The organism is Bacillus sp. ISL-77 (assembly GCF_018613105.1).
This window is the reverse complement of record NZ_JAGGQY010000051.1, coordinates 175,533-202,480: the sequence shown is the minus strand read 5'-3', so window position 1 is coordinate 202,480 and position 26,948 is coordinate 175,533. Positions and strand designations below refer to the sequence as shown.

Below are 26,948 nucleotides of genomic sequence, written 5' to 3'. Positions count from 1 at the left end.
CAAGAGTAGTGCCAATTGTGAAAAGTCTCAGTATTAGAGTGAAAATTGTTCAATTACCCTCTCTTTAAATAAAAAAGAAAAAACGTCTAAATGACGCTTTAAGAAAGTGCTTGTGTAAATGAATAATATAATTTATTGAGGTACTGTATATTATGAAGGGTTGTCTTAGATAGCTATGGACAAACATGGAGTTATAGAAAAATATTTATGTCGTCTTTTTATCTACTCTTCTCTAAAAGTGGTTAGAAATGCTGATTTATCAACACTTTTGGATATATTGAACATGAGGAGAAAAAGACGCCGTAAATGATAAATAAAAAAGGAGAGGGATATTTCATCCATCTCCTTACCTAATATGGAGGAAATTCTTAGGTGTATTTATAGTATGTGAAGTTTATGTAAATTTTATGTAAATGATGAATAAAAATTAAAAAAGAGCTTCCAGATCATTCTGAAGGCTCTTTTTTATATTCAATAATCTGATGGGACAAAGCAATCCATCAACAACTTTAGTTTATTCAAGCGTATCGGAATAACGAAAACAGCAAGCATTTAAAAGACATCATGTCATGTAGAGTCCTTACCAGGGCTCTTTTTATTTTGAAATTTAAAATCGAGAGGAAGATGTTAATGGATTTTCACGTACTTGCATTCCTGCCAAAAATAATTGTAACAATGCTACTTTTTTATTTTCTAGTGAAGGTGTTGGATTTCGTTTCCGGATTGTTGAAAACGTGGAAAGGGGTTGTAAAATATCAATCTCGTGTCATGCGTGATGGGATTATTCGTTGGATCGGAGAGTTAGTCGGAATAGTTTTTGTCCTGGCTATCGACTATGTATTTGGGCTCAACTACTACCTAACTGGCTTTACATTAGCTTTATTCATTTACAAAGAAGGTGGCAGCATCACCGAAAATTTGAAGGCTATTGAAGTTGATCTACCAAAAGAGGTTAGCGATAAATTAAAAAGTTTTGATAAGGGAGAGGGAAAATAATGGTGTATGCTTTTGAAAAATTACCTCAGTTAGTGGACAAGAGAGAAGGGCTCAAAGAAATTGGAGAATACAAAAATTATGGAGTGTCTACCAAAACTGTCCGGGTATGGCATCACTCTCTAACAAAAAAAGAGCTATCCGGTTCAACGGCTGAGGCTTTTGCTAATTATCATGTAAGCCTGGGCTGGCCGGGAGTAGGATATCATTTTATCATTGAGCCAAAGAATTTGGTCAAAGGTGTAGATGGAAAGAACCGATCCAGAATCGTGTGGGCCCATGATCCCGGAGTCAGTTCCTATCATGTAGGAAACAGCAACAGGTTTTCACTGGGAATCTGTGTGGCGGGTGATTACAGATCAGAAAAGCTGGATGAGGCCACTTTGAAATCCATCTCCGAGCTTCATTTCGCTCTTGTTAAGGATGGCATAGGAAACGAGGACAAGTCTCACAGAGAAATGCCAGGATACAGCTGGAAAGAATGTTGTGTTTATGATTATCATGCTGCTACTGCTTACAAAGATACTGCACCAGTGACAGCAAATCCGATTCCAGATTCACTGCCAGGAATGTACACAATCCAAGAAGGTGACACTTTCTGGAGCATTGCCGGCCGAGATGGGGCTCAGGGAGTGATAGTTGAGGATCTGATTACAGCAAATCCAGATGTGGATCCGACAAAACTTAAAGTGGGGCAAAAAATAAAATTAGGCAATGCGAAAAATGTATTTACTCGCAAACCAGAAGAACCTAAGAAGCCACAAGAACTTTACAGATTTCCAGTTCCCAATGGTATCTTAAAGCCAGGAAGTAAAGGCAATGAGGTTAAACAGATGCAAAGAGCATTAAATGCTGTTTATTTTAATTGTGGAAATGTAGACGGGATTTACTGTGATGGAACCGAGGACGCCGTTAAACGTTTCCAAAAGGTTTACCTGCCATATGAAGTCGATGGAGTTTACGGACCAAATACTCGTAAAAAATTACAAGCAGTTCTTAAATCTAAAGGATATTAAAGTTTAAAAGCCCTTCTCGGTTGAGAGGGGCTTTTTCCATTTAAAAAGGCAAATTATCCTCGTTCATAATCTTTCGGATTATATCTCTTTCTAGGTCCTTTACCAGTTGGGTGATGTCCTGGTCCCCATTCACAATAACTTTTTCTAATTCTGCCCGGTGAGACATTACCTTCTGGATCTGTTTCCAGAATTCTAATGCAACTTTCTCAGGGGTGCTACCTCTCAGCTGGAATGAGCCTTTTTGCAAGGCTCTGCTGCCGTCGGATTTGTAATGGATCTCAATTGATACGTTCATTCTCTTCTTCACTACCCCCAGTTTTTAAAAGTGGTTACTATCTCTCAGCTCGGCTAAACTCGTATCTATTCTGTTTATTAACTGGGCTGTTTTATAATCCCTTTCATTTTTCTCCTTCAAGAGTTCAATAACCCGGGCAAAACCGATGAATAACAACCCGATAACTACGCCCCCGAATAAAATCGACATCGCATAAGTAAATTGGACATTATAAATATTTAGTGCCACCTGATAAGATGCTTGAGCTATCTCATTATCAGGTATATCCTCGTATATCGCTTTTGCGTCCTTATATGGCTCCTTATCAATTCCTACATAAGCGATTAACCCTAAAAGTAATCCCCCGACCATAAATATCCAACCAACCACATTTAATATTTTTTCAATACGTTCTTTCACAGTAAATCCCCCTTTAATTAATATCTAATACTACGTTTTCTAGTACTCTCGGTTTCACTCATCCTCAATAATTTCAACTAGATCATCCATTTTACATTGTAATATTTTCGCCAATATAAACGCTTTTTCTAAATCTGGCTGCGTTTTATTATTCGCCCAGCGAGAAAAAGTTTGTATCGAAACTCCACATTCTTTTGCTAAGTAATTATGTTTAACCCCTTTAAGCTTGGCCAAATATTCAATCTTGTTAGTAAACAATTATTATCACCTTCTTGCTATTACCAATTCAACACATAATCGCTAACTCCTGTTAAAAAAAATGATAAAAAAAGTTATCAAAAATGTTTAGGTACAGGCAAGTTCCAATAATTATGGGCATATGAATAGACCATAGAACGATGAAAGGGGGATACGGATGAGATTCAATGATATTGTTCGGTCGGTTTTTGAGGGCTATAAAGAAGCAAAAGATCAACGTGATCCATTCGGAGAATTAGAAAAGGCGTGGTGTTTATACGGCGTAGATGATCTAAATGGGTTATTAGGGTTTGCCAAAACAAAAGAGCAGCATGAACTTATTTTAGATCACATGTACCAATTTGACGCTACAAGGGTTGGCTATTACAAAAATATTGAGACCAAAATCATTAATCACTACTGGGAGGGCTAGCAGATGGGTTTAGATTTAATCATGTCTCATGACAACGCCAAACAAAAAGTTAAGGAAGATGGTTGGGATTCATTTTTAGAAACCTTTCAGAAGGATTATGAGCCATATAAGCTTTATTCATGTTCTACTTACTGGTACGACGATTCTCAATATATTTGTAAATTCAGAGGGGTTTATGGGGATGTGGTGATTGGCTGGGATGGGATTCATAACAAATGAAAACGTGTGAAGATTGTAACCAGGAGCGAAGCGAGTATTTGTTTACCAACGATAAAGATATTTGTGATTATTGCTGGGCCATGAGAGGAGATAATTAATTATGTTTATTACAGCTTTAGGTATCAGCTGCGGAGTGTATGCAGGTTATTGCATTGGATGGATTAAAGGGTATGAACAGAAAGAAAAAGATGATAGTCGGATTGAATTGGAAATGAAAGACTTTTGGAAGGAGATTGATCAGTTTGGCTTACGAAGTCATTCCCCTAAAGTTGTTTTTAGCTCCAAGCTATAAGGTTTTGTCTGCTGTAGATGGAGGGCTTACTTTTTTTCTAGGCTTAGGTACGACTTTTCTAGTACTGATTGCTCTAGAAAAGTTCGGAGTAACGATCAATGAATCGTTAGTACGGTGGGTGGCATATGGGGGTATGGGATTTGGGTTTGTAATGCTGTGCCTTAAGATGGTGCTATTAGTTGGTTGAGGTAGAGAAATTTCCTCGGTTTGTTCGGATGCTTATAGTAATAAGGGTTTTAGTTTGTACTAAGGTGTGCTGTTTCCGTGAAACTATTGGGTCCCTTCCCAATACTCCTACGTCGTATTCAGCCTCCTCCCCAATTTGGCGCGAGGTGATGTGAAATGCTTGAATGGGCGGTAATTCCTGTTTTGATGGTAGGAGCTGCGTTTATACCAAAAGGGAATGTGAACGATAAAAAGAAAATTCGTACCATTTTTGAGAATACACGGTATGGTATCCCGAATAAAAAGGGGGAACTTCAAACACCAAAATATAAGAAGAAATTTCCCATTATGGAGGGCGAGGATGAAATCGGAATGCGGTATCTGTACATGATTCCGTTAGGTCTGCCAGCCACGAAAATAGCGGATATGGAAAAGAGTGTTGGGTTCTTTACAGATGGACTAAACCGACCTGTGATTGTGGAATTTCGGAGGGTAATAAGGGATGATCTGAGAAAATATCTAACCATAAGTGTATTCAATAAAGATATCCCATCTCTATATCCTTATAAGAAAGTTCCTACTGTAGAAGGATGGCTCATTCCTTTAGGTCGGACACTGGAAACAACCATATGGCACGACTTTGAGAAAATTCCGCATATGACAGTAGCAGGAACAACCCGTTTTGGAAAAACCGTTTTTCTAAAAGTATTGGTGACCTATCTCATTGAACACCATCCAGACGACGTTGAGATTTTTATCATCGATTTAAAAGGAGGGTTAGAGTTCGGTAGATACGAAAGATTAAAACAGGTGAAGGGTGTTGCGAGTAATCCCCTGGAGACCTTTCAACTTCTTCAAAAACTACAGGAACAACTACAGGAGGATTACAGGTTATTTAAATCCAAATACTGGACTAACATTGGTAATACTCCGATTAAGAAACGACGATTTATCATTGTGGACGAAGCAGCACAATTAGCTCCTGAGAAGTGGATGAAGAAAGAGGAGAAAGACCTTCTTGGAGCGTGCCAGTGGTTGCTTGGTGAGATTACGCGAATTGGCGGTGGGTTAGGTTATCGGGAGGTCTACTGCACGCAATACCCGACCTCAGACACTCTCCCCCGCTCCATTAAACAAAACTCGGATGGTAAGATAACATTCCGGTTACCGTCTGGATATGCCTCAGAAGTTGCCATAGATGAACGTGGAGCAGAGGGATTGTCATCAGATATTAAAGGGAGAGCTTTATACAAGACACATGAATTAAAGGAAATGCAAGTGCCTTTGCTGGAAGATAAAGAAATGTGGGAAAGGTTGAGTAGGTATGAAGAATTTAACACAAACAGAGAGGAAGAAATTACGACAGGAGGAGATCTTGTTAAGTTTGGAAGTGATGAAGTTCGCCACAAGGGAGCAGATACAGCTAAAACACAAACTAGGGACCGACAGAAACGCACTAAAAATCCTAAACGAGATGAAAGAGTACCTACAAATAAGAACACACGAGGGCAGGAACATTTACTACCTAAACGCAAGAGGAAGGGAATTAGTCGGAAGCGAGATGGAGGCGAAATGGAGCCTACAAATAGACCACCATTTGATGAGAAATGATATGTGGCTTTACTATTATTGTCCAAGAGATTGGAGGATAGAGGAACAAATTACCTTCCAGGAGGGTCTAAAAAATCATGTGTTAATTCCTGATGCAACATTTACCTTGAAGGGGAATTATTATTTCCTAGAAGTAGATCGAACCCAATCTATGTCGGATAACAAAAAGAAAATTGAATTATACTCAAAATTAAATCCCCTAATGGAAAAACAATTCAATCAAGCTCCTACTTTGGTTTTTTATACTATGACCCCTTTGCGCCAAGAAAAATTAAAAGAAATATGCAAGTACTATAAAGTAAACTGTCGTGTTTATACCAAAGAAGATACCAAATGAGGAGGAACAAAACATGTTAAAACTTTTGGTTAATGAAGAGGTTTACATCCAATGTACAAAATGCGGTGTGCACAGAAAGCCAGGTGCTTTTATAGTTAAGAAGCAAAAGAGAAAATTATGTAACTGCTGCAGACCCAAAAAGAATAGTTAATTAAAAATCGCCATAGTCGCACAGACCACGAGCCTCCCCAGGAAAAAGGAGTATGATATAAGGCGTCCAGTAGTGAGCAATTTTATTTGCAAGATTCACTATCCTGAAGTAATATAAAATTAATTGTATAAATAAACGACCGCATCGGTTAAGATACGGTCGCCTTCGGGGTCAGGTGAAATTCCTAACCGGCGGTGATGAAGCGATGCTTCTTAGTCCGTGACCCGTTTAACATATTATTGTTAAACGGTGGATCTGGTGAAACTCCAGAGCCGACAGTTAAAGTCTGGATGGGAGAAGGAAAAGACAGGATTAATTGTAGGGTGTAGTGTACCTATTTTTAACCCTTTATTTTCTATTGTCTTTTACAGGACCCTGAGGACTTATTGTCTTCAGGGTCCTTTTCATTTTAGCGTAAGAATTTAAGTGGAACCTAGTAAGGAGAAGGAAATTATGTTTACTGGAATTATTGAAGAAATTGGGGTAGTCGCGAACATCCAGCGGACTGGGGAGTCGTTTGTGTTAGCCATTGAAGCAAAGAAAATACTAAATGATGTTCACCTTGGCGACAGTATTGCGGTCAACGGGGTATGTCTAACGGTGACATCCTTTACGGGAAAGCTGTTCACGGTAGATGTTATGCCCGAAACGGTCAAAGCTTCAAGTTTAAATATGGTAAAGCGAGGTTCCAAAGTAAATCTTGAGCGGGCGATGGCAGCAGGTGGAAGGTTTGGCGGCCATTTTGTCTCAGGACATATCGATGGAACAGGCATAATTAAAAGTAAACAGTCCTTCGAAAATGCGGTCTACTATGAGATTGAAGCGGAGCAGGAATTATTAAAATATGTCATCTTAAGAGGCTCTATCACGGTAGATGGGACAAGTTTGACTGTTTTTGCGGTAACAGAAAATAGTTTTACACTATCGATCATCCCCCATACATTATCGGAAACGATTTTGGGACTAAAAGGGTCAGGGGATATCGTTAATCTAGAATGCGATATGATTGGTAAATACGTTGGACATTTTATCAAAAACCTTTCAAGTGATACAGCGCAAAAGCGTAAGACAGGGATAACGGCACAATTTTTAGCAGACAATGGCTTTAATTAAATGATGGTTGGAAAAGTCTAGTTTTAATTGGTTTGTAATTTTGAAAGGAGAGATGTGGCGTGTTTAATACGATTGACGAAGCTCTTGCTGATTTAAAAGAAGGAAAGGTTGTTATTGCCTGCGATGATGAGAACAGGGAAAATGAAGGGGACTTTATTTCTCTTGCTGAAAAAGCAACGCCTGAGGTTATAAATCTTATGGCCACTCACGGAAGAGGTCTAATCTGTGTTCCCATTGACGAGGCATTAGCTCAAAAGCTCGACTTACATCCAATGGTTTCCAAGAACACGGATCCAAATCGAACAGCTTTTACCGTAAGCATTGACCATAAATTTTCTACCACTGGCATTTCTGCATTTGAACGTTCAGCAACGGTGTTGAGTATGGTTGACCCGGAATCAAAAGCATCTGATTTTTTAAGACCAGGGCATATGTTTCCGCTAATTGCTAAAAAAGGCGGAGTCTTGAGCAGAACGGGGCATACAGAAGCAGCTGTAGACCTTGCAATTTTATGCGGTGCCAAGCCTGCTGGTGTCATTTGTGAAATCATGAATGACGATGGCACGATGGCACGTGTCCCCCAACTGCGTAAAATTGCTGATAAGCTAAACATTAAAATGATAACGATTAAAGATTTAGTAGAATACCGAAACAACAAGGAAAACTTAGTTAAGCGGGAAGTTTAAAACAAATTTAGGAGGCATACTCATGGGTAATATTTTTGAAGGAAATTTAGTTGGCTCAGGATTAAAAGTTGGAATCGTGGTTGGACGTTTTAATGAATTCATTACAAGTAAATTATTAGGCGGTGCACAGGATGCACTTAAAAGACATGGCGTCAGTGAGACAGACGTAGATATTGCCTGGGTACCAGGTGCATTTGAGATTTCATTAATTGCCCAAAAAATGGCTAATAGCAAAAAATATGATGCAGTTATCACGCTCGGCACAGTCATTCGCGGCTCTACTCCACATTTTGACTTTGTTTGTAATGAAGTGGCAAAAGGGGTTTCCGCAATTAATTTAAGTAGTGGCATTCCGGTCATTTTTGGAGTGTTAACCACGGATTCTATTGAACAAGCGATTGAGCGTGCCGGAACAAAAGCAGGTAATAAAGGTTGGGACGCAGCATCGGCAGCTATTGAAATGGCAAATTTATGCAGAACGATTGAACTATAAAATTATTGCAAAAAACATATACAAATCATTCCACCTTTTCTATAATGAATTTAACAAAAAATATTTTTAAAAATTAGGTGCTAAATCTTTACGAAAGATTTTCAGCTTAAAAGGGAAGTTTGGTATAAGCCAACGCGGTCCCGCCACTGTAAATGAGAGCAACCTATATGGTGCCACTGTCGAATTCGATGGGAAGGCATAGGAAGCGATGATCATGAGCCAGGAAACCTGCCTAATTCTTGTGCGCCAATAAACCTACGAGGATAGGAAGGTGTTGAAGGCTAGACTCCTTTTACTTTTCACTAGTAATTGAATCTAATCATACCAACATCTCCATTAACAGTGTGGAGATGTTTTTTTGTTGTTATCCAAGCAATTGTGTTTAGCACAAGAGGAATTATTTTTTGTTACATAAGGTAATTACACAGAAAGCAGGGAGAAAAATGAAAAAATTGTATTCATTGCTGTTAGTAGTATTATTGACAGTAGGAGTTTTAGCAGGATGTGCTGAAAAGAAAGACGAAGTTAACGAAGAAAATAAAACTAGTGTAGAAAAGAAAACAGCGGAAATAACCTATCCAGTTACACTTACTGATGCTGCCAAAACTAAAGTTATCATCGAAAAGAAACCTGAAAAGATCGTTTCACTAATTCCAAGTAATACAGAAATTGCATTTGCATTAGGACTTGACAAAGAAGTGGTGGGAGTGTCTGATTTCGATAATTATCCGGAAGCAGCGACGAAAAAAGAAAAAATCGGCGGACAGGAAATAAACTTAGAAAAAATCATTTCCTTAAAACCAGATTTAGTGCTAGCACATGCATCGTCCGCTCATAATTCTGAAGCAGGGCTTCAGCAGCTTAAAGATGCTGGAATTACCGTTTTGGTTGTTAATGATGCGCAAAATTTTGACCAAGTTTATGATTCCATTGATATGATTGGGAAAGCTACCGGTGAAACAGCGAAAGCCGATGAGATGATTAAAGGGATGAAGGATAAATTGGCCGAAATTAAAGCAAAGGCTGGGGAAATAAAAGAAAAGAAAAAGGTATTAGTTGAAGTTTCACCCGCTCCAGAAATTTATACACCTGGCAAGAATACCTTTATGGATCAAATGCTAAATATAATTAATGCGGAAAACATCGCAAATGATCAAGAAGGCTGGATTAAAATTGATCAAGAGGCGATGATTAAACGCAATCCAGATGTAATCCTGACTACCTATGGATACTATGTCAAAAATCCGGCGGAACAAGTTTTAACTAGAAAGGGCTGGGAAACGGTCAACGCTGTAAAAAATAAGCATGTAGTCGATGTGGATTCTGATCGCGTGACTCGCTCAGGCCCTCGGATCGTTGAAGGAGTAGAAGATCTTGCAAAGGCTGTCTATCCTGAGATTTTTAAATAATAAATATTTAGCCTATATAATAGCTGGAATGTTCCTTGTTCTAGCTTTTTTATTAGGGATTTCAATTGGAACAGTTTCGGTTCCAATCTTAACAATTATTAAGATTATCAGTGCTAAATTATTTGGGGTTATTTCATTGGAGACAATTGACCCTATGTATTCAAGTATTGTCCTTAACATTCGCTTACCTAGAGTGATTTTATCTGGTCTTGTCGGGGCTTCTCTTGCTATTGCAGGGGCAGTCTTCCAAGGTCTGCTAAGAAATCCGTTAGCAGATCCTTATACATTGGGTGTATCCTCCGGGGCGTCAGTTGGAGCGGTGTTGACACTGTTTTTCCATCTATCTATTCCTTTTATTGGTTCCTTCACATTACCATTGCTAAGTATTTTATTTTCCTTTTTAACCATCTTTTTAGTCCTTACTTTCGCCAGTAAAATAGAGCGTTCGATGAGAGTGGAAACGATTATTTTAACAGGGATAATTTTTAGCTCCTTCTTAGGGGCAATTATTTCGCTGATGATTGCGCTTACTGGAGATGAGTTGAGGCAAATTATTGGCTGGCTATTAGGAAGTGTATCGATGAGAGGCTGGGAGTACATAAAGATCATTTTGCCATTTTTTATCATTGGCTCAGGCCTGCTGATTTTTAATGCAAAGGAACTAAACGCCATGTCGTTTGGTGAAGAGCGGGCACAGCATTTAGGGGTCAATGTTCAAAAAAGAAAGCTAATTATTTTAACAGCTGGCTCTATTTTAACAGGAGCGGCAGTTGCGGTGTCAGGTACCATTGGTTTTGTCGGGCTAGTGATTCCACATTTATCAAGATTATTATGGGGTCCCGATCACCGGCACCTCCTTCCGTTATCAATCATAACAGGAAGCGGTTTTTTAATCTTAGCTGACCTAATTTCAAGAACAATCATATCTCCTACAGAATTACCCATTGGTGTCATCACGGCTTTAATTGGTGCACCGGTATTTGCAATAATCCTGCTCCAAAGAAAAAGAACGGAAAGAAGTGGTTAAAGGATGCTTAGTGTTCAACAGATTTCCGGTGGATACTCGAGTGAAGCGGTTCTGAAAGACATTTCTTTTGATGTGGAAAAGGGAGAATTATTCGGGATATTGGGGCCGAATGGAAGTGGAAAGACAACCCTTTTAAAAATGCTTAGTGGAATTTTACCAATCCAAAAGGGTGAGATTTTTATCAATCGGAAACGGCTGCAGGAATACAAAGCAAAACAGCTGGCCCAAATTATTGCCGTTCTTTCACAACATTCATCACAATCTTTCTCATACACCGTAAAAGAGACCGTCTCGCTTGGCCGTTATGCACATCAAAAGGGGTTGTTTCAAACCTGGAGTAAAGCCGATGAAGAGGTTGTCCAACGAGTAATGAAGCAAATTGGTGTTTCCAGATTCCAAAATAAAAATATTCAGGAATTATCAGGCGGTGAAAAACAAAGAGTATTTCTCGCCCAAGCTTTGGCCCAAGAGCCTGAAATACTATTGTTAGATGAACCCACTAACCATTTGGATTTGTCGTATCAAAAGGAATTGTTAGATTTCTTAAAACAATGGACGTCAGAAAATGGATTAACAGTCATCTCCATTTTTCACGATTTAAACCTTGCCGGGCTTTATTGTGATCGATTGCTCCTTCTCGAAAATGGCAGGATAAATATTGATCATATTCCTAATGAGGTGCTGCGGGAAGATCGAATAAGAGATGTGTATCATACAGACATTCAAAAACATCCCCATCCTAAAGTCGCTGCACCGCAGATGGTTTTACTGCCAAAAGTGAATCACGAAGTTGTCGATTTTGACCTAGATGAGTCGATGCTGAATATTTCAGAAGAATTTATCGAGTTAACATCCCCCATGCCATTAAGGACAATGTCATCTGGGGTGATTGGTTCGGGAACGGGATGGCACCAAACATTTGTGAACCGCCATGTTCACAAGGATTACAGCTGTAGTGACTATCGTATAGAAATGACCTCATTTTTAAAATCAAACGGGTTTGAACCGTCGGAAACTGTTGGCATGATGACCGCAGTTGTCCTCGAAGATGTAGTTTACAAGCGGTTTGAACATAATAGCTTCTCGGTATTTGCTGTTGTGACAGCTGGGGTGGGAAATGCAATTGATGCTTCGAAAAGTGAGCTGCATTCATTTGATATGATACCTGGTACGATTAATACATGGATTTTTGTGAACGGTGAGTTGACAGAGGAAGCTTTCATACAATGCATCATGACCGCAACTGAAGCGAAGGTTAAGGCATTGAATGATCTAAAGGTAATCGATGAAGTCACCGGAACGATCGCCACCGGTACATCGACAGATAGTATCTTAATTGCTGCTACTCAAACAGGTGAAGTATTAGAATTTGCGGGAACGATTACCCCGTTAGGCAAGCTTATTAGCAAGGCAGTTTATCAGTGCACGATCGAAGCGATTCAAAAATCCAGCAAGAGAAAATGCAAATGATCGTTCATCATTTAATCTCAATCACAGTTGCCTATATTATTGACCTGTTTATTGGGGATCCACCCGATTGGCCCCACCCTGTAAGATGGATTGGAACGATGATAACATTTCTTGAAAAACGTTGGAATAATGGTAAGTCTAAGCGGTGGAAAGGGGTGGCCATGCTCCTTTTTATCTTACTCTTAGTTTTTTTCGTCGTTTTGTTATTAGTTTTAATAGGATATTGGATTCATCCTTTTGTTGGAATTTTAGTGGAAGGTATGATTATTTCTACAACCATTGCTCAAAAAAGCTTGAAGGTGGCTTCTCTAGAAGTCTATCGTCCATTAATAGAAGGGGACCTTCCTGAAGCTAGGAAAAAACTATCCTATATTGTTGGCCGTGATACAGATTCCTTGGATGAGAGTGAAATCGCTCGCGGCACGATTGAGACTGTGGCCGAAAATACTAGTGATGGGGTGACGGCCCCCTTGTTTTGGGCACTGATTGGCGGAGCCCCGCTGGCGATGGTTTATCGCGCAACCAATACATGTGATTCGATGGTGGGCCACATGAACGCTAGATATAAAGAGTTTGGCTGGGCGTCTGCAAAATGGGATGATGTGATGAGCTGGGTTCCAAGTCGATTAACTGGGATCATCATGCTGATAGGAAAACGTCCCGTAAGGATGCCTTATAGAAAAGCTTGGACGATTTTATTCCGTGATGCGAAAAAGCATCCGAGCCCAAACAGCGGCTGGGGTGAAGCGGCTGTCGCAGCTATTTTAGGGATACAGCTTGGCGGAATCAATTATTATAAAGGATTGATATCGAACCGGGCAAAAATGGGTGAACCCATTCAGTCCATCCAAACGGAACATATCATCAAGGCCAATCAAATTCTTAGCAAAACGGTCTTTTTATTTTTATTATTTTTATGGATAGGGGGAATGGTCCTTGAATTGGCCGTCACATGGCTCGAATCCTCAATATTTATATGAGGCAATGGGCCTTGCACTCCCGTTGCAGTATATTGATTTTAGCGCAAATATCAATCCACTTGGCCCGCCATCTACTTTGAAAGAAAAATGGCCGGATTTTTTTCAAGAAATTAATGTTTATCCAGATCCTTATGCAACACAGCTGAAGGAAAGGATTGCAAAATCGCAGCAGACCCCGATCGATACAATCCTAATTGGAAATGGAGGAGCAGAGCTTATTACGCTGCTTGCCCGTATGCTTGCCGGCAAAAAAGTAGTTATTGTGGAACCAACATTTTCGGAATATGAACAAGCATGTCGGGCAAACAAATGTGAAATTGTCTACCATCAACTAGTGGAGCCCAATTTTGAATTGAATTCGGTCAATTTACACTCGAATTTGATGGATGCAGATGCTTTGTTTTTGTGTAATCCAAACAATCCAACAGGTATTTACTATCCGGCCTCTACGATTATTTCGATCATAGAGGAATGTGAAAAGCGGGATTGCCTTGTCATCTTGGATGAAGCATTTTTTGATTTTTTAATAGAATATGAATCATTGGTTCCATACATAAACAAGTTTTCAAATTTAATTATTATTCGCTCACTGACAAAGATGTTTGCGATTCCAGGAATACGCTTGGGATATTTAATCGCTCAGCCAGCGATTGTTTCGGGCCTTAGCCAGTTGCAATCACATTGGAGTACTAATACCATTGCGTTATTAGCAGGGGAACTTTGTCTGCAAAATGAATTTTTTATTAAAGAGACACAGGCATATATTAGTCATGAGCGGAAAAGGCTGTTTGCCTTTTTTACACAGGAAGAATTTGTGGTTTCGTCTTCCAACGTGAATTTCTATTTATTGAAGGATCCGCATTTGAGAGATCAGTTTGCGTTGTTTGAGTTCCTTCTACATCAAGGCATCATTCCAAGGCATACCTTTAACTTTCCTGGTTTAGAGGGAAGATGGCTTCGGTTTGCCATAAAAAGTAATCAAGAAAATAATCAACTAATGGAAGTGTTGGCGAAATGGCGTCATCATCATTAATCTTCATAACAGGCGGAGTAAGAAGTGGGAAGAGCGGCTTTGCTGAGAGGAAAGCAGTAGAGATCGCTCGTAAGACAGGCTGCCAACTTAACTATCTGGCAACCGGCTTTCCTTCTGACTCAGAAATGAAGGCACGAATTGAAAAACACCAACGCGATCGAGATTCAGCGAATTACCGGTGGAAAACGTATGAACAGTCAGTTCAAATTGGGAAAATTGCTGTTGACTTTCATGATAAGGATATTGTTTTGTTGGATTGTGTCACAACTCTATTAAATAATGAATTGTTTTCTTCTGAGCAAGTATGGGATGAACGTTTTTTAGAAAAGGTCAAAGAAAATGTGATCACAGGGATTACTTCGATAAAAAATCATGCTCGGACAATAATTGTCGTCAGTAATGAAGTATTAAACGAGCCGTTACTTGGAAATGATCTGGTGTTTACCTATGGCCGCTTGCTGGGCCAAATCCATCAATATTTAGTCAAGGAAGCGGAGTTAGTGTTTTTAGTAGAGGCAGGGATTCCTATCGTAATGAAGGGAGTAACGCAATGAAAGGAATCATGATTCAGGGTACGGCTTCAGATGTGGGCAAAAGTCTAATCGTAACGGCGATGTGCCGAATACTTGCCAATGAGGGAGTAAAGGTCGCCCCATTTAAATCGCAAAACATGTCCAATAACTCGTACGTGACACAAGACGGTAAAGAAATTGGCAGAGCACAAGGGATTCAGGCGGAAGCAGCTAGAGTGGAGCCAACCGTTTGGATGAACCCTATTCTATTAAAGCCAAGGTCAGATCGGCATGCAGAAATTGTTTATCTAGGAAAAGCGATCGAAACCCTTTCGGGACGAGGATATCGGGATCATTTTTATGAAAAAGGAGTAGAGGTAATTAAGAAATCTCTACACCAGCTTGCCGATGAATATGATGTAGTGGTGATGGAGGGAGCAGGCAGCCCGGTTGAAATAAATTTAAAGGACCGCGAGTTGGTCAATATGAAGGTAGCCGAATTGGCGGAGGTACCAGTTGTGCTGGTAGCCGATATTGACCGCGGTGGAGTATTTGCTAGCATTGTTGGTACTCTTGATCTTTTGGAGCCTAATGAAAGACAGCGTGTTGTCGGTGTGATTATCAATAAATTCCGCGGTGATATTACCTTATTTGAAGATGGAGTTCAGTGGCTGGAAAAGAAAACAGGCATTCCTGTATTGGGTGTATTGCCGTTTGTGGAAAATCATATGATTGATGGTGAGGACTCATTATCGATTCGCAGCCAATTTTCTAATCGGAATGAAGGGACAATTGATATTGCTGTCATCCACCTGCCGTTTATTTCAAATTACAGTGATCTTGAACCATTTTTATTTGAAAAAGGTGTTTCGCTCCGTTTGGTCAATCATGCGAGTGAGTTTGGACAGCCAGACGCAGTTATCCTTCCTGGTACAAAAAGTACGATTAGCGACTTGAACAATTTAAGAGATAAACAGTTAGATATCTTAGTCCGAAACTACGTAGCAAATGGCGGTTATATTGTTGGGATTTGTGGAGGGTATCAAATCCTTGGTGAAGAAATGATTGATGAAGTTGGTTCCGACACTGGGATACCGAACTACAAGGTGAAGGGGTTAGGAGTGATTCCTGCTGCTACTACTTTTTATAAAGAAAAGGAAACAAATCGAGTCACTGCCCAGTATCACAAAGGGATAGAATTACCAATTCACCAGCCAATCGTAGGGTATGAAATCCATTTAGGAAAGACGATATTTTCTAAAGAGGTCTGTCCGTTTTTAACATTAGCAAACGGGGAAGAAGAAGGCTATTACGCAAATAACGGTCAAATCATTGGAACGTACCTTCACCATCTATTTCAAAATGATGAGTGGAGAAATCACTGGTTAAACATGATTCGGACAAGGAAAGGACTCCCTGCTGAAGAAATCCATTCAATTAGCGAGTTTAAAGACAAAAGATTTGATTCTATCGCTGACGAAATGAAAAGTCATCTAAAATGGGATCTGATTAAAAAGATTATCAATCAATGGGGTTCAAAAACATGAAGTTCTTGAAAGGTTTCTTGATTAATATTCAATTCTTTACAGCAATCCCTATCACACTCGAGTTACCAATGGATAAAGACCATCTTAAAAAGGCAGTTCAAGCCTTCCCGCTCGTTGGATTAATACAAGGGATCATTTATTCAGCGGTATTTTATCTGTGTCTTGAGTTTACTCCGTTTTCCCATCTTGCTTGTGCATTCTTGCTTTGGCTGGTAACGATTCTCCTGACCGGAGGAATTCATCTGGATGGCTGGATGGATGTAAGTGACGCTTATTTTTCCTATCAAGATCAAGGGAAAAGGCTGGAAATTATGAAGGATCCAAGAACGGGCGCTTTTGGTGTTCTCTCCATTCTTGTTTTATTAAGCTGTCGGTTTCTATTTATGTATGAGAGTTTAGCGAAGGTCGAAAACGTACTATTTATTATGATTGCAGTCATTCCTTTTTTAAGTAAAACTGTCATGGGTGTTCTGTTGTTAACGGTAAAGTCAGCCAAGGATGAGGGGCTGGGCACGTTATTCCAGAATGCGGCGAAACCGCAGGCCCTTTGGCCGTATCCAATTTATTTAGTTGGTGTTCTAATTCTGGTTAGTTTATTTATAAAAGAAATCTTCTTAATAGGTTTATTGATTTTAGCTGCAGCCTGCTGTTTATTCCTTTTTCGTCGGAAAGCTGTGAATTGGTTTGGCGGTATAACGGGGGATGTCTTAGGTGCAGCTGTTGAAGGGACTGAGTTAATCCTGTGGATGACCGTGTGGTTATTGCATTATTTCGTCATGGTGTAACAGAAGAAAATAGACGAAAAGCCTATCTAGGGTGGAACGATTCGCCGTTATGTCCGGAATCAATAAGTAAATCGGTGACAAAAAGCTATCAGCGCTATTTTTCAAGTGATTTGCAAAGGTGTACTGATACAGCGGAAATATTATTTCCAAACTCTAGTCTATACCTATTAAAAGAATTACGAGAAATGAATTTCGGTCAATGGGAAGGGAATACGTACGAAGACTTGAAAGAAAATAGACTCTATCGGCAATGGCTGGCAGATCCTGTTACGCATTGTCCGCCCGACGGTGAATCATTTGATAAGTTCACCGAGAGAGTTGATGCTGGCTGGGCTAGGATGATTGGAGAGATTCTCGATTCAAGTTTGCAGAACGCAGCAGTAATTACTCATGGGGGAGTCATCAGATTTCTTTTATCAAAATTTGCCCCACACCAAAAAGAATTTTGGGAGTGGCAGGTTAATCATGATCAGGGGTTCGAACTCATATTTGAAAAAGAATCTTTAAGGAGGGGGACGCGGTGCACTTTATTATTGGAGGTGCCTTTAACGGCAAACGGGCTTGGGTAAAGAATACCTACACTGTTTACGAGAATAAACAGTGGGTCTCAGCTTATGATAACCATTTTCTCCCGATAAATTTAATTGATTTTGGCAAGGATGAGATGATCCTTGAGGGTGTAGAAATATGGTTGAAAGATTTAACTTTGACATATGATGCCGACAAGTGTCGAGAGATTTGGAATAAATGTCTCGAGAATTGGCTTTATTGGGAGCAGGAAGCTCTACATCGCCAATTAATTGTGATTGGGACTGATATTACAAAAGGAATTGTGCCATTGGAAGTAGAAAATAGACTGTGGCGGGATGTAACAGGATGGGCCTATCAAGATATCGCCGCAAAATCAGCTAAGGTAGACGTCATTTGGTATGGATTAAATCAAACGATTAAGTAAAGGGGAGAAGTTTCAATGAGAATTTACACAAGAACAGGTGACAAAGGAAAAACAAGCATAATTGGTGGCAGGGTAGACAAGGATGATACCCGTGTGGAAGCGTATGGAACGGTAGATGAAGTGAATTGTTTTGTCGGTCAGGCGATTCAAGAGCTTGACCCCAAATTATTCAAGGACGTGCTTGATGATCTGGAGAAAATTCAACATGAATTATTTGATTGTGGCGGCGATCTTGCTAACGTGACTGAGAAGCGAGTAATAAAGCTGCAGCAAGAATCGATTGATTACCTTGAAAAGAAAATAGATGAATATATTAAAGAGGCACCAGAGCTTGAACGGTTTATTTTACCGGGTGGTACCAAGCCATCGGCATCGATTCATATTGCTAGAACGGTGACTAGAAGAGCGGAAAGATTAGTTGTTAAGCTAGTCAAGGCTGACTCTAAAACACCTGAATTAGCCTTAATGTACTTAAACCGCTTATCAGATTATTTCTTTGCATTGGCTAGAGTTATAAACTTCCGTTTAAATGTCAATGACGTTGAGTATGTGCGCAGTGCAAAAGTATTCAGGGATGGGAAGCGTAAGGAGGAAAAGTAGTATGAAGGGAAAAGTGGTGAGCGGGCTGGCCATGTTAACGGCATTGTCAGTTGTCGGAGCGATGATTAAAATTCCAGCTATTGTCGGCAGTGTCGCATTGGATGTTTTTCCAGCATTATTGGCAGCAGTCCTGTTTGGAGCGGGGGCTGGAGCGGTTGTGGCTGCATTTGGTCATCTCCTATCTGCTCTAATAGGTGGTTTCCCATTGGGGCCAATGCACTTTTTAATTGCTGTCGAAATGGCCTTGCTCGTTTGGATGTTTGGACGTCTTTATAAAAACAATAAGGTTTTAGCAAGTGCACTCTTCATTATTGGGAATGCATTTGTTGCTCCCTTACCATTTATGTTCTTAATGAATGTCGGTTTTTATTTAGGAATTGTCCCTTCATTGCTAATCGGTTCGGTCATCAATATTTTAATTGCACTGGTAGCAATTCCACGGCTTTCTTCATTGGACACTTTTGGCTTAGCGAAGCGGGAAGAAAAATTATGAGAGATATTATAACCATTCCTTTTAACAATATGGACTCCCTCATTATTGCTTGTGATAATAGTGGAGCCATCGGGAAGAAGGAACAAGATCTAGTTCATGTCCCATACGAAACGGTAGCTTATTTTTCGTTTAGAGTTGCCGTTATGGAATGTATAGCAGCCGGGGGTGAGCCCATCTCAGTGGTGCTCCACAACTTCTGCGGAAATGAACCCTGGGATGAGTTAGTTTCAGGAATACAAAAAGGGCTGCGTGAACTAAATTTATCGGATGTACGGTTAACTGGTAGTACAGAAAGTAACTTTTCACTCATGCAATCTGCTGTTGGTTTAATCGTTCTCGGGAAAAAGTCTATTGCTCGAACGATAGAGATAGCTTACTCTGAGCAATTGAAGTTTGCAGTGGTAGGCAGGCCTCTTGTTGGAAACGAAGTGATCGAACAAAAGGATCAAGTTGCCCCTCTGTCCGTTTTTCAGAAGATCAGCAAGATTCATGATGTCATGGTCTGGCCGGTTGGTTCCAGAGGGATATTATATGAGATCAATCAGATGTTTCCTATTGAAGGATTTTCACAGGAAATGATCATCTCAAACGTGGATATTTTAAAATCTGCTGGTCCAGCTACCTGCTTTTTGGCCGTGTATGATCCAGGACAAGAAAAAACAGTAATGAAAACAGCAGGAAGATTTTTCAACCTATTGGAAATAAAAAAATAGCACGCATCGATTGCGTGCTATTCACGACTATTCTTAACTTTTTCAACTAATGAATTTACGGCCTCGCCGAGCTTATATAAAGCCTTATCCAAGCCCTTTTTCCATCCAGGGGCTTGTTCTTTTATGCTCTCACCTAGTTTTTGAGCATTTTCATTTAGTTCCTTGCTAATCTTCTTCGCCTGTTCATTGAATCTTAAATTAGGAGGAGCTTCACCGGCAAGCTGTGCATTAATTGAAGAAACTTCGAATCGTTCTTTCGGAAGATGCTGAAGAGATTCTTTCATCATCTCTTTAAAAATCGGCACCACATTGGCCGAACTCGCACTTGGCAGGTAATGCTGTCGGTCGGTTTGGTCAAATCCAATCCAGATTGCTCCGACAAGATTTGGGGTATATCCAACCATCCATTGATCCTTAGTTCCACTCACATTATTAAATGGTAATTGGGTAGATCCAGTTTTTCCGGCCAGTTGCACTCCGGAGATTTGGGCGCGTCTACCCGTCCCGGATTCTACTACATTTAAGAGCATCGAAGTCATTTCATCCGTGACCTCTTCTGACGTCACTTTTGTGGTTTTCGCTTCCCGCTCTGCTAAAACATTTCCAGTCGGCCCAACTATTTTAGTAATTAAGTGGCTATCTTCCCGCTTCCCGCCATTTGGGAAAGCTGAAAAAGCGTTTGCCATTTGAAGGGGAGAGACCCCTTGACTCATCCCGCCCAGTGCAATTGCCAGGTTTTTATCTTCTTTTGTAACAGGGATGCCAAACCTTTTTAATGAATCGATCCCTTTATCTAGGCCAATCTTATTTAACAGCCAGACAGCCGGGATATTCAGCGATTTCTCAAGTGCCTTATACATTTCAACCTTTCCTTCGTATGTTTTTGAAAAATTTTCTGGTTTGTAATTTCCGAAGGTGGTTGGTTCATCGACAAGCTTGGATGAATAGTTGTATCCTTCTTCAAGGGCAGGTGTATATACTGCCAATGGTTTGATCGTTGATCCCGGCTGTGCACGTAATTGTGTTGCTCGGTTAAAGCCTCGGAATACATGCTCACCGCGGCCTCCAACAAGGGCTAGTACTCCCCCTGATGCAGGGTCCATTAAGACTGAACCACTTTGAACTAATTTCCCCCCTTGGCTCCTTGGGAACAAGTAGTTTTTACTATAGACCTTTTCAAGGCCAGACTGAAGATCTTGATCCAAAGCAGTGTAAATTCGATAGCCTCTTGTTAAAATTTCCTCCTGTGTTATGCCATATTTATTGATAGCTTCATTTAAAACAGCATCCACATAATAAGGGTATTTTCGTTCAACAAAGCTCCCCCCGCCATCGTGAAGGCGAATCTTTTCTTTCTTAGCCTTCGTATACTGTGAATTATTTATCATCCCTAGTTCTTTCATTTTTGCTAACACTGTATTTCGTCTTTTCATCGCTAAATCATAGTTTTTATAAGGGTCAAGATAATTCGGTGAATGCAATAGTCCGGCTAGCATCGCTGCCTCACTGACCGTTACATCCTCGATATTTTTATTAAAATACTTTTTTGATGCATTGCTAATACCCCAGGCACCGCTCCCGAAGTAAACCTGATTGATATACATTTGCAGAATCTCGTTTTTGGTATAAACCTTTTCGATTTTTACAGCTAAAAATAATTCCTCAGCTTTTCGCTTATAGGTCCGTTCTGGTGAGAGAAGCGCATTCTTCGTTAGCTGCTGGGTTAAGGTACTGCCACCGCCTGTAATTCTTCCCGCAAACAAATTACTGAAAAAGGCACGGGCAATTCCTTTGATATCAAAACCACCATGCTGATAGAAGCGTTCGTCCTCAATGGCAACGACAGCATTGGGTACATACTTTGGCAAGTCCTCAATTTTTACGCCTTTCGTCCGATTAGTAGCGACATTGCTAGCTACTTTTCCATTTTTATCATAAATAACCGTCGGCTGGCTGAGACCCTGCTTCAAAGATTGGACATTTGCTCTCATCGCGAGCCAGCCGAAATAGAGGATGGTCGCTAAAACAACCACTAGAATAATTAATAAGAATATTTGTGTTAAATGTTTCTTTTTCCAGAAACGAACGATTTTTTCCCAAAATGGATGCAATTTCTCCATGTAATCTCCTTACTTTCAAAAAAGTAATTTTTAATTCTTTTATTATAAATTTTATCGAATAAAAAGACTAGCAAAAGCAATTTGACTAGTATTATTCCCTCTTGTCACAAATAAAACTTAGATACGTCTAACAAGTTAATAAAAAAATATTTTGAATTTGTGTAGGGTTCATTAAAAAAACCTTCGTCTATAAGGTGTAATGAATGGGAAACAGGAGGAAATAATGATTACAATAAAAAATTTAAGCCATGATTTTGTGATTGGAAAAAAAGGAAGACAAACGATTATTCCGGTACTCAGAGATATTTCTTTGACGGTCGAAAAAGGTGAAATTGTTACAATTGTTGGTAGGAGCGGATCGGGGAAATCGACGCTTCTTAATTTAGTGAGTGGCTTCATTCATCCGAAAGAGGGTGAAATTTGGATCAGCGGGGAAAAAGTATCAGATTTGAATGAAACGAAATTTGCAGATTTCCGGATTAATAATCTAGGATTTATTTTTCAAAGCTTTCAATTGATTCCGAGCATGACTGCCTTTCAAAACGTGGAGCTGCCGCTAATATTAAAAGGTATTAACGAAAAGGAACGAAAAATCCAAACGGATGAAATGCTTAAAAAAGTTGGGCTCCTAGATTACCAGGATCATTATCCAGGAGAATTATCAGGTGGGCAGCAGCAGCGGGTAAGTATCGCCCGTGCCTTAATTGTTAATCCCCCGATTATTCTTGCCGATGAACCGACCGGCAGCCTTGATAGTGAAACAGAGGAAGAGTTATTGAAATTCATTAAGGAATTAAATACGGATTTAGGAATCACCTTTTTGATAATCACCCATGATGACAAGGTGGCCGATATCGGCGACCGAAAGATTAAGTTAAAAGATGGCCGCATTGTCGAGGGGGTGCTGTTATGAAGTTAAAAGATCAATTCCGCTTCGTCCGCCAGAATATGAAGAAAAATAGAACGAGAGTATTTATGACGATTCTTGCGACAGCAATGGGTTGTGCCTTCCTAATTGTTCTCGCCTCTGTCGGGTTTGGCTTACAGAAATCAGTGGTAAAGGAAATTACTGAACGCAGGGTCATTACCCAAATTGATGTCCATGGCAAAGAAACAAAAGATCAAGGGATTTTTCGTCCTTTAAATGATAAAGATATTCAAATTTTTGAAAAAGTTAAAGATGTCAAAGCTGTCACAAGAAGGAAAATGTTGCAACAGGAAAGCACCTATACGATTGGGAATTATCAAGAAGCAACGCAAACTTTTGTGGCGAATTTTCCGGCAGAAATAAAATCCGGTTTTGAATTATCTGAGGGCAGGCTGCCAAAGGGGAAAGATGAAGTGGCTGTAGGCTATAATTTCCTAACTAATCTTGCAGATAAGGAGGCTGGCGATGATTTGTACGATGAGAAGGGTCAGGTTAAAGCGGAGTACCTCTATAAAGGCGAATTACTTGGCAAGGAAATTAAGTTAACGATCAGGCAGTTTAAAGAGGGCAAACAAGTAGTAAAAACGATTCCATTGAAGGTTGTTGGCATCTCTAAAAAGCCAACGAAAGAATGGGCCGAAGATAGAAGTGTGTTTATTTCGGATGAAATGCTAACGGAAATTGAGACGTTTACTGGAACACCAAAAGGGTACCAGCTCGATGCCAATGGTGTAGTACCTGTCGGCCTGAATGTCAATAAAAACTCGTATGATGAAGTTAAAATCTATGCTAAAAACATAGAAGCCGTCCAAAGTATCTCTGATCAATTAAAAGACAAGAATTATGCTTCGTATTCAGTGGTAAATGAATTAAAAGAGGTAAATATGGTGTTTATGATTGCAAAAGCAGGACTCATATTTATTGGAACGATCGCCATTTTAATCGCTTCTATCGGAATTTATAATACGATGACGATGGCGGTGACCGAGCGGGCGCCTGACATTGGAATTATGAAAGCAATCGGTGCGAATCCAAAAACGATTAAACGAATTTTTCTGCTTGAAAGCAGTTATATTGGGTTGATCGGTGCACTCATTGGTACAGTCGTTTCCTATGGGATTAGCTATGCGGTGAATTTTGCGATTCCATTAATTATCAAACAGGCATTTGGTCAAGAATCGGACTTAGACTTAATCTTTAGCGACATCCCGCTTATTTTACCAATCATTTGTATTGTAATTTGTTATGGTGTTACGATTATCTCAGGATTTCGACCAGCACAGCGGGCAACAAAAGTTGATGTATTAAAAGCAATGCGGAGAGAAGTTTAGTTACGAGGTTATCCAATGAAATTCCGCACCATTCGCGGACAACCAATTCCTAGTCCAAGCATATGTTAATAGAAAGATTGTTTAACATAAAGGAAAGGGCTGGGGAAGATGATTAACTGGAAGGTCCGACTAAGAAACCGGAACTGGGTTATCGCGTTTGTATCTCAAATTATGATTGTTGCTCAATTGGTGTTTGCGTGTTTAAATTCCTTTGGGATCATTGATTTTCAACTCACTGATGCTATTCAAAATTCTGTGTTAACCTTTTTAAATGCTGTATTTGTATTGCTGTCTATGTTAGGAATCGTACAGGATCCAACCACCAAGGGCTATGGGGACAGTGAACGGGCATTAAAATACAAGGACCCAAATTAATTAACCCATGTCAGTTCCAAATTGGAACTGACTTTTTTGTTAGTTATAGAGGAACAGTGAGAAAATTCTTTACATTATCCACTCAAATTGTTTTACTAGATATTGACTAAATATTCGTGAGAGGCAGTACATATATGTCAAAAGTAAAAAACTATATTGGGCAATTTCATCCAATTGTATGGGTTTTGTTATTAGGTACAGTTTTGTCAAGGGGCTCGGCTTTTATGACGCTCCCTTTTCTATCAATCTACTTATCGAGACATATGGACTTGTCACCAATCGTTATTGGGTTAACCGTTGGGATGAGTCCATTAATGGCGACCGTCGGCGGTTTTATTGGCGGCCACTTATCAGACCGGTTTGGTCGAAAACCTATTATGCTGACGGCTTTGTTTGCGCTAGCAATTGTTTATTATGGGTTCACCCTAGCGACAGGACAGGGGTGGTTTATCCTCTTAAATGCACTAAACGGCCTGTGTACCTCATTCTTCGAACCAACTTCGCAAGCCTTGATGGCCGATTTAACTAGCAAGGAAAAGCGGATGAAGGTTTACTCTTTACGCTACACAGCGATGAATATCGGAGCATCTGTAGGACCGCTTATAGGTGCATACTTGGCAAGTACGGCTGCTAAGCTTTCCTTTGCGATTACAGGAACAACTTATCTTATCTATGCGATTGTATTAGTTTATTTTATGAAAAAACTGGGTATCCAAGCAGAGAAGATTAGTAAAAAAGTGGTATCTCTTGGGGATGCTTTTTGGATTATTAAAACAGATAAGGCCCTAAGGTATTTAATCATTGGGATTATTTTAGTTAACATTGGTTATGTTCAAATAGATTCCAATTTACCGCAGATTTTAGAAGGTACGGTTGAAAATGGCATTGTGATTTTTTCCACGCTCATAACGATTAATGCCTTGATGGTTGTTTTCCTGCAGATGCCAATTAGCTATGTTGCTGAAAAGTTTAGATTAATGCAGGTAATGGTAATCGGTGCAGTCTTTATGGCGGCAGGTTTAATCGCATTTAGCTTTGTAAGTGGCTGGGTAACAGCTATTCTTGCTATCGTGTTATTAACCCTGGGTGAAATATTAATCTTTCCTTCCAACAGTATGATGATTGATCAATTGGCCCCTGAGCATTTGCGCGGCACTTATTTCGGAGCAGCTCAATTCCGGAAAATCGGGAATTTTCTTGGGCCAATCATTGGCGGCTACCTACTTAGCCAGTATCAAGGACAGATCATGTTTTGGTTTATTGCTCTAATAACACTAGGAAGTATCGTGTTCTTTACAGCTGGAAACAAAGTTTTCATTGACACTAAAGCTAGCATTGAAAAAACGACTTAAAAAGATAAAAAATGCCTCTGGTGATGAAAACCAGAGGCATTTTTTACATCGTGACCCAAAATAAAAACACTACATTTATTACTAAGATGCCCACAATTTCCCAAATTTTTGTTAAAATAAGGATGAGAGATATGGTAAGAGAAAAACTTAGGTTTGACCCTTTATAGTACTTCTTTGTTGCTTTAAGAATAGGATTAATTATCCATTTGAAAAGGGGGTCTCAAAATGTGGTTTTGGATAACTATTTCGGTTATAGTTTTCGTCCTATTGCTGATTGTAGAGGAATTCATCTACTATTTTTGGAACCGTTATGTGTATGGTGCAAATTATGAAAGACAGAGGAGATGGTGGGGTAGACTGTCTGCCTCAGGTGTTATATTTAAACGGTTGTTCCATAAAAGAGAAAAGGAAAGATCGAATACTAATTCAGATAAGGGCTTGCAATTATAAGGTAAGCACTTATCTTTTTTTTATTTTAAATTCTAGTTAGAAGAATTTCCCTTTTTCCTATTTAAAAAAGCACCTATGGAATCAATGACGAAAAACAATATAAATAATAAAACAATGATATATTCAGCTGCCTCCATTACCCTAAAAGGGTTAATAGCCTTCCAAATAATTCCTGAAATACTTACGCCCATCAAAAGATCCAACGAAATAATTAGTATTAAGCTGCCAACCGCCAGCAGGGTCGTTACAAACAATATTTTCAACCTCACCACACCCTTAGGAATTATCTTGTTTTTATTGTTCTTTTCTAAGCTGTTCCTTATTCTAACCTGTATATTTTAATTATGGTTGTATAAAAACCACTTTCAATGGGATAAAGTGATATACCTTGGGCAATATATCCAGTATTGGGAGAAAAGTGTTCAAAT

The 26,948-nt window shown here is 39.6% G+C and carries 32 protein-coding genes, 2 pseudogenes and 2 riboswitches; of the genes and pseudogenes, 29 read left to right on the top strand and 5 right to left on the bottom strand.

What is annotated here, in order from left to right:
* Positions 1-630 precede the first annotated feature (630 nt).
* Positions 631-996, top strand: a complete 366-nt coding sequence (locus tag J7E77_RS21575) for a phage holin family protein (protein WP_251028140.1) — start codon at positions 631-633, stop codon at positions 994-996.
* Positions 996-2,009, top strand: coding sequence for a peptidoglycan-binding protein (locus J7E77_RS21570; protein ID WP_214716917.1), 1,014 nt, complete (start codon positions 996-998; stop codon positions 2,007-2,009). Before J7E77_RS21575 ends, J7E77_RS21570 begins: the two co-directional genes overlap by 1 nt.
* A 40-nt stretch (positions 2,010-2,049) precedes the next feature.
* Here the strand turns inward: J7E77_RS21570 and J7E77_RS21565 are convergent, their stop codons facing one another.
* Genes J7E77_RS21565 through J7E77_RS21555 form a run of 3 tightly spaced genes read right to left on the bottom strand, consistent with a single transcriptional unit; the run spans position 2,050 to position 2,961 of the window.
* A complete protein-coding gene (locus J7E77_RS21565; RefSeq protein ID WP_214716916.1) occupies positions 2,050-2,304 on the bottom strand; it encodes a hypothetical protein in 255 nt (84 codons plus the stop codon).
* Positions 2,305-2,328: 24 nt separating this feature from the next.
* Positions 2,329-2,703: a hypothetical protein gene (locus J7E77_RS21560; protein ID WP_214716915.1), complete on the bottom strand. Its 375-nt coding sequence runs from the start codon at positions 2,701-2,703 to the stop codon at positions 2,329-2,331.
* A 54-nt stretch (positions 2,704-2,757) separates the two neighbouring features.
* The gene (locus tag J7E77_RS21555) at positions 2,758-2,961 is read right to left on the bottom strand and encodes a helix-turn-helix transcriptional regulator (protein WP_214716914.1); all 204 of its coding nucleotides are present in this window, start codon (positions 2,959-2,961) and stop codon (positions 2,758-2,760) included.
* Positions 2,962-3,118: 157 nt separating this feature from the next.
* On the opposite strand from J7E77_RS21555, the gene J7E77_RS21550 reads away from it, so the two are divergent.
* The 22 genes and pseudogenes from J7E77_RS21550 (at position 3,119) to J7E77_RS21445 (ending at position 19,964) form a co-directional block, all read left to right on the top strand.
* The gene (locus J7E77_RS21550) at positions 3,119-3,373 is read left to right on the top strand and encodes a hypothetical protein (RefSeq protein WP_214716913.1); all 255 of its coding nucleotides are present in this window, start codon (positions 3,119-3,121) and stop codon (positions 3,371-3,373) included.
* Positions 3,374-3,376: 3 nt separating this feature from the next.
* Entirely contained in the window at positions 3,377-3,592 is a 216-nt protein-coding gene (locus J7E77_RS21545; RefSeq protein WP_214716912.1) for a hypothetical protein, read from the top strand.
* A gap of 100 nt (positions 3,593-3,692) precedes the next feature.
* Positions 3,693-3,884 carry a hypothetical protein gene (locus J7E77_RS21540; RefSeq protein ID WP_214716911.1) on the top strand — a complete coding sequence of 64 codons (192 nt, stop codon included), beginning with the start codon at positions 3,693-3,695 and terminating at the stop codon, positions 3,882-3,884.
* Positions 3,835-4,071, top strand: a complete 237-nt coding sequence (locus J7E77_RS21535) for a hypothetical protein (RefSeq protein ID WP_214716910.1) — start codon at positions 3,835-3,837, stop codon at positions 4,069-4,071. The genes J7E77_RS21540 and J7E77_RS21535 overlap by 50 nt, the downstream gene beginning before the upstream one ends.
* 155 nt (positions 4,072-4,226) lie before the next feature.
* Positions 4,227-4,958 (top strand): annotated as a pseudogene (locus tag J7E77_RS31265) (FtsK/SpoIIIE domain-containing protein); the annotation flags it as partial.
* Between the two features lie 415 nt (positions 4,959-5,373).
* Positions 5,374-5,997, top strand: coding sequence for a replication-relaxation family protein (locus J7E77_RS30835; protein ID WP_308160733.1), 624 nt, complete (start codon positions 5,374-5,376; stop codon positions 5,995-5,997).
* Positions 5,998-6,305: 308 nt separating this feature from the next.
* Positions 6,306-6,454: riboswitch (FMN riboswitch) on the top strand.
* Positions 6,455-6,601: 147 nt separating this feature from the next.
* Positions 6,602-7,261 (top strand): riboflavin synthase, encoded by a 660-nt coding sequence (gene ribE, locus J7E77_RS21520; protein WP_214716907.1) that lies wholly within the window; start codon positions 6,602-6,604, stop codon positions 7,259-7,261.
* A 59-nt stretch (positions 7,262-7,320) separates the two neighbouring features.
* Positions 7,321-7,944: pseudogene (gene ribB / locus J7E77_RS21515) on the top strand (3,4-dihydroxy-2-butanone-4-phosphate synthase); the annotation flags it as partial.
* A gap of 25 nt (positions 7,945-7,969) precedes the next feature.
* A complete protein-coding gene (gene ribH, locus J7E77_RS21510; RefSeq protein ID WP_214716906.1) occupies positions 7,970-8,440 on the top strand; it encodes a 6,7-dimethyl-8-ribityllumazine synthase in 471 nt (156 codons plus the stop codon).
* A gap of 58 nt (positions 8,441-8,498) precedes the next feature.
* Positions 8,499-8,690, top strand: a riboswitch (cobalamin riboswitch).
* A 193-nt stretch (positions 8,691-8,883) separates the two neighbouring features.
* Positions 8,884-9,849: an ABC transporter substrate-binding protein gene (locus tag J7E77_RS21505; protein WP_214716905.1), complete on the top strand. Its 966-nt coding sequence runs from the start codon at positions 8,884-8,886 to the stop codon at positions 9,847-9,849.
* Positions 9,815-10,876, top strand: a complete 1,062-nt coding sequence (locus tag J7E77_RS21500) for a FecCD family ABC transporter permease (RefSeq protein WP_214716904.1) — start codon at positions 9,815-9,817, stop codon at positions 10,874-10,876. The genes J7E77_RS21505 and J7E77_RS21500 overlap by 35 nt, the downstream gene beginning before the upstream one ends.
* A 3-nt stretch (positions 10,877-10,879) precedes the next feature.
* Entirely contained in the window at positions 10,880-12,346 is a 1,467-nt protein-coding gene (locus J7E77_RS21495) for a heme ABC transporter ATP-binding protein (protein WP_214716903.1), read from the top strand.
* Positions 12,343-13,326: an adenosylcobinamide-phosphate synthase CbiB gene (gene cbiB / locus J7E77_RS21490; protein WP_214716902.1), complete on the top strand. Its 984-nt coding sequence runs from the start codon at positions 12,343-12,345 to the stop codon at positions 13,324-13,326. Before J7E77_RS21495 ends, cbiB begins: the two co-directional genes overlap by 4 nt.
* The gene (gene cobD / locus J7E77_RS21485; RefSeq protein WP_214716901.1) at positions 13,283-14,359 is read left to right on the top strand and encodes a threonine-phosphate decarboxylase CobD; all 1,077 of its coding nucleotides are present in this window, start codon (positions 13,283-13,285) and stop codon (positions 14,357-14,359) included. Before cbiB ends, cobD begins: the two co-directional genes overlap by 44 nt.
* Positions 14,341-14,913 (top strand): bifunctional adenosylcobinamide kinase/adenosylcobinamide-phosphate guanylyltransferase, encoded by a 573-nt coding sequence (locus tag J7E77_RS21480; protein WP_214716900.1) that lies wholly within the window; start codon positions 14,341-14,343, stop codon positions 14,911-14,913. Before cobD ends, J7E77_RS21480 begins: the two co-directional genes overlap by 19 nt.
* On the top strand, positions 14,910-16,418 hold the full coding sequence (locus J7E77_RS21475; protein ID WP_214716899.1) for a cobyric acid synthase: 1,509 nt from the start codon (positions 14,910-14,912) through the stop codon (positions 16,416-16,418). The genes J7E77_RS21480 and J7E77_RS21475 overlap by 4 nt, the downstream gene beginning before the upstream one ends.
* The gene (gene cobS, locus J7E77_RS21470) at positions 16,415-17,203 is read left to right on the top strand and encodes an adenosylcobinamide-GDP ribazoletransferase (RefSeq protein ID WP_214716898.1); all 789 of its coding nucleotides are present in this window, start codon (positions 16,415-16,417) and stop codon (positions 17,201-17,203) included. Before J7E77_RS21475 ends, cobS begins: the two co-directional genes overlap by 4 nt.
* Complete coding sequence (locus J7E77_RS21465) at positions 17,173-17,772, top strand: histidine phosphatase family protein (protein WP_308160732.1); 600 nt, start codon at positions 17,173-17,175, stop codon at positions 17,770-17,772. Before cobS ends, J7E77_RS21465 begins: the two co-directional genes overlap by 31 nt.
* The gene (locus tag J7E77_RS21460) at positions 17,724-18,158 is read left to right on the top strand and encodes a bifunctional adenosylcobinamide kinase/adenosylcobinamide-phosphate guanylyltransferase (RefSeq protein ID WP_214716896.1); all 435 of its coding nucleotides are present in this window, start codon (positions 17,724-17,726) and stop codon (positions 18,156-18,158) included. The genes J7E77_RS21465 and J7E77_RS21460 overlap by 49 nt, the downstream gene beginning before the upstream one ends.
* 15 nt (positions 18,159-18,173) lie before the next feature.
* Positions 18,174-18,758: a cob(I)yrinic acid a,c-diamide adenosyltransferase gene (locus J7E77_RS21455; protein ID WP_214716895.1), complete on the top strand. Its 585-nt coding sequence runs from the start codon at positions 18,174-18,176 to the stop codon at positions 18,756-18,758.
* A 1-nt stretch (position 18,759) separates the two neighbouring features.
* Positions 18,760-19,251 carry an ECF transporter S component gene (locus J7E77_RS21450; RefSeq protein ID WP_214716894.1) on the top strand — a complete coding sequence of 164 codons (492 nt, stop codon included), beginning with the start codon at positions 18,760-18,762 and terminating at the stop codon, positions 19,249-19,251.
* Positions 19,248-19,964 carry an ATP-binding protein gene (locus J7E77_RS21445; protein ID WP_214716893.1) on the top strand — a complete coding sequence of 239 codons (717 nt, stop codon included), beginning with the start codon at positions 19,248-19,250 and terminating at the stop codon, positions 19,962-19,964. Before J7E77_RS21450 ends, J7E77_RS21445 begins: the two co-directional genes overlap by 4 nt.
* A 17-nt stretch (positions 19,965-19,981) precedes the next feature.
* Here the strand turns inward: J7E77_RS21445 and J7E77_RS21440 are convergent, their stop codons facing one another.
* Entirely contained in the window at positions 19,982-22,084 is a 2,103-nt protein-coding gene (locus J7E77_RS21440; protein ID WP_214716892.1) for a transglycosylase domain-containing protein, read from the bottom strand.
* A 223-nt stretch (positions 22,085-22,307) separates the two neighbouring features.
* Between J7E77_RS21440 and J7E77_RS21435 the strand changes: the two genes are divergently transcribed.
* From J7E77_RS21435 to J7E77_RS21415, 5 genes are all read left to right on the top strand, one after another.
* Complete coding sequence (locus tag J7E77_RS21435) at positions 22,308-22,997, top strand: ABC transporter ATP-binding protein (protein WP_214716891.1); 690 nt, start codon at positions 22,308-22,310, stop codon at positions 22,995-22,997.
* Positions 22,994-24,343 (top strand): ABC transporter permease, encoded by a 1,350-nt coding sequence (locus J7E77_RS21430; RefSeq protein ID WP_214716890.1) that lies wholly within the window; start codon positions 22,994-22,996, stop codon positions 24,341-24,343. The genes J7E77_RS21435 and J7E77_RS21430 overlap by 4 nt, the downstream gene beginning before the upstream one ends.
* Before the next feature lie 108 nt (positions 24,344-24,451).
* On the top strand, positions 24,452-24,718 hold the full coding sequence (locus J7E77_RS21425; RefSeq protein WP_214716889.1) for a phage holin: 267 nt from the start codon (positions 24,452-24,454) through the stop codon (positions 24,716-24,718).
* A gap of 134 nt (positions 24,719-24,852) precedes the next feature.
* Positions 24,853-26,070: an MDR family MFS transporter gene (locus J7E77_RS21420; RefSeq protein ID WP_214716888.1), complete on the top strand. Its 1,218-nt coding sequence runs from the start codon at positions 24,853-24,855 to the stop codon at positions 26,068-26,070.
* Positions 26,071-26,295: 225 nt separating this feature from the next.
* The gene (locus J7E77_RS21415) at positions 26,296-26,520 is read left to right on the top strand and encodes a DUF3723 domain-containing protein (protein ID WP_214716887.1); all 225 of its coding nucleotides are present in this window, start codon (positions 26,296-26,298) and stop codon (positions 26,518-26,520) included.
* 32 nt (positions 26,521-26,552) lie between these two features.
* Here the strand turns inward: J7E77_RS21415 and J7E77_RS21410 are convergent, their stop codons facing one another.
* A complete protein-coding gene (locus J7E77_RS21410; protein WP_214716886.1) occupies positions 26,553-26,783 on the bottom strand; it encodes a YczF family membrane protein in 231 nt (76 codons plus the stop codon).
* Between the last annotated feature and the right edge of the window lie 165 nt (positions 26,784-26,948).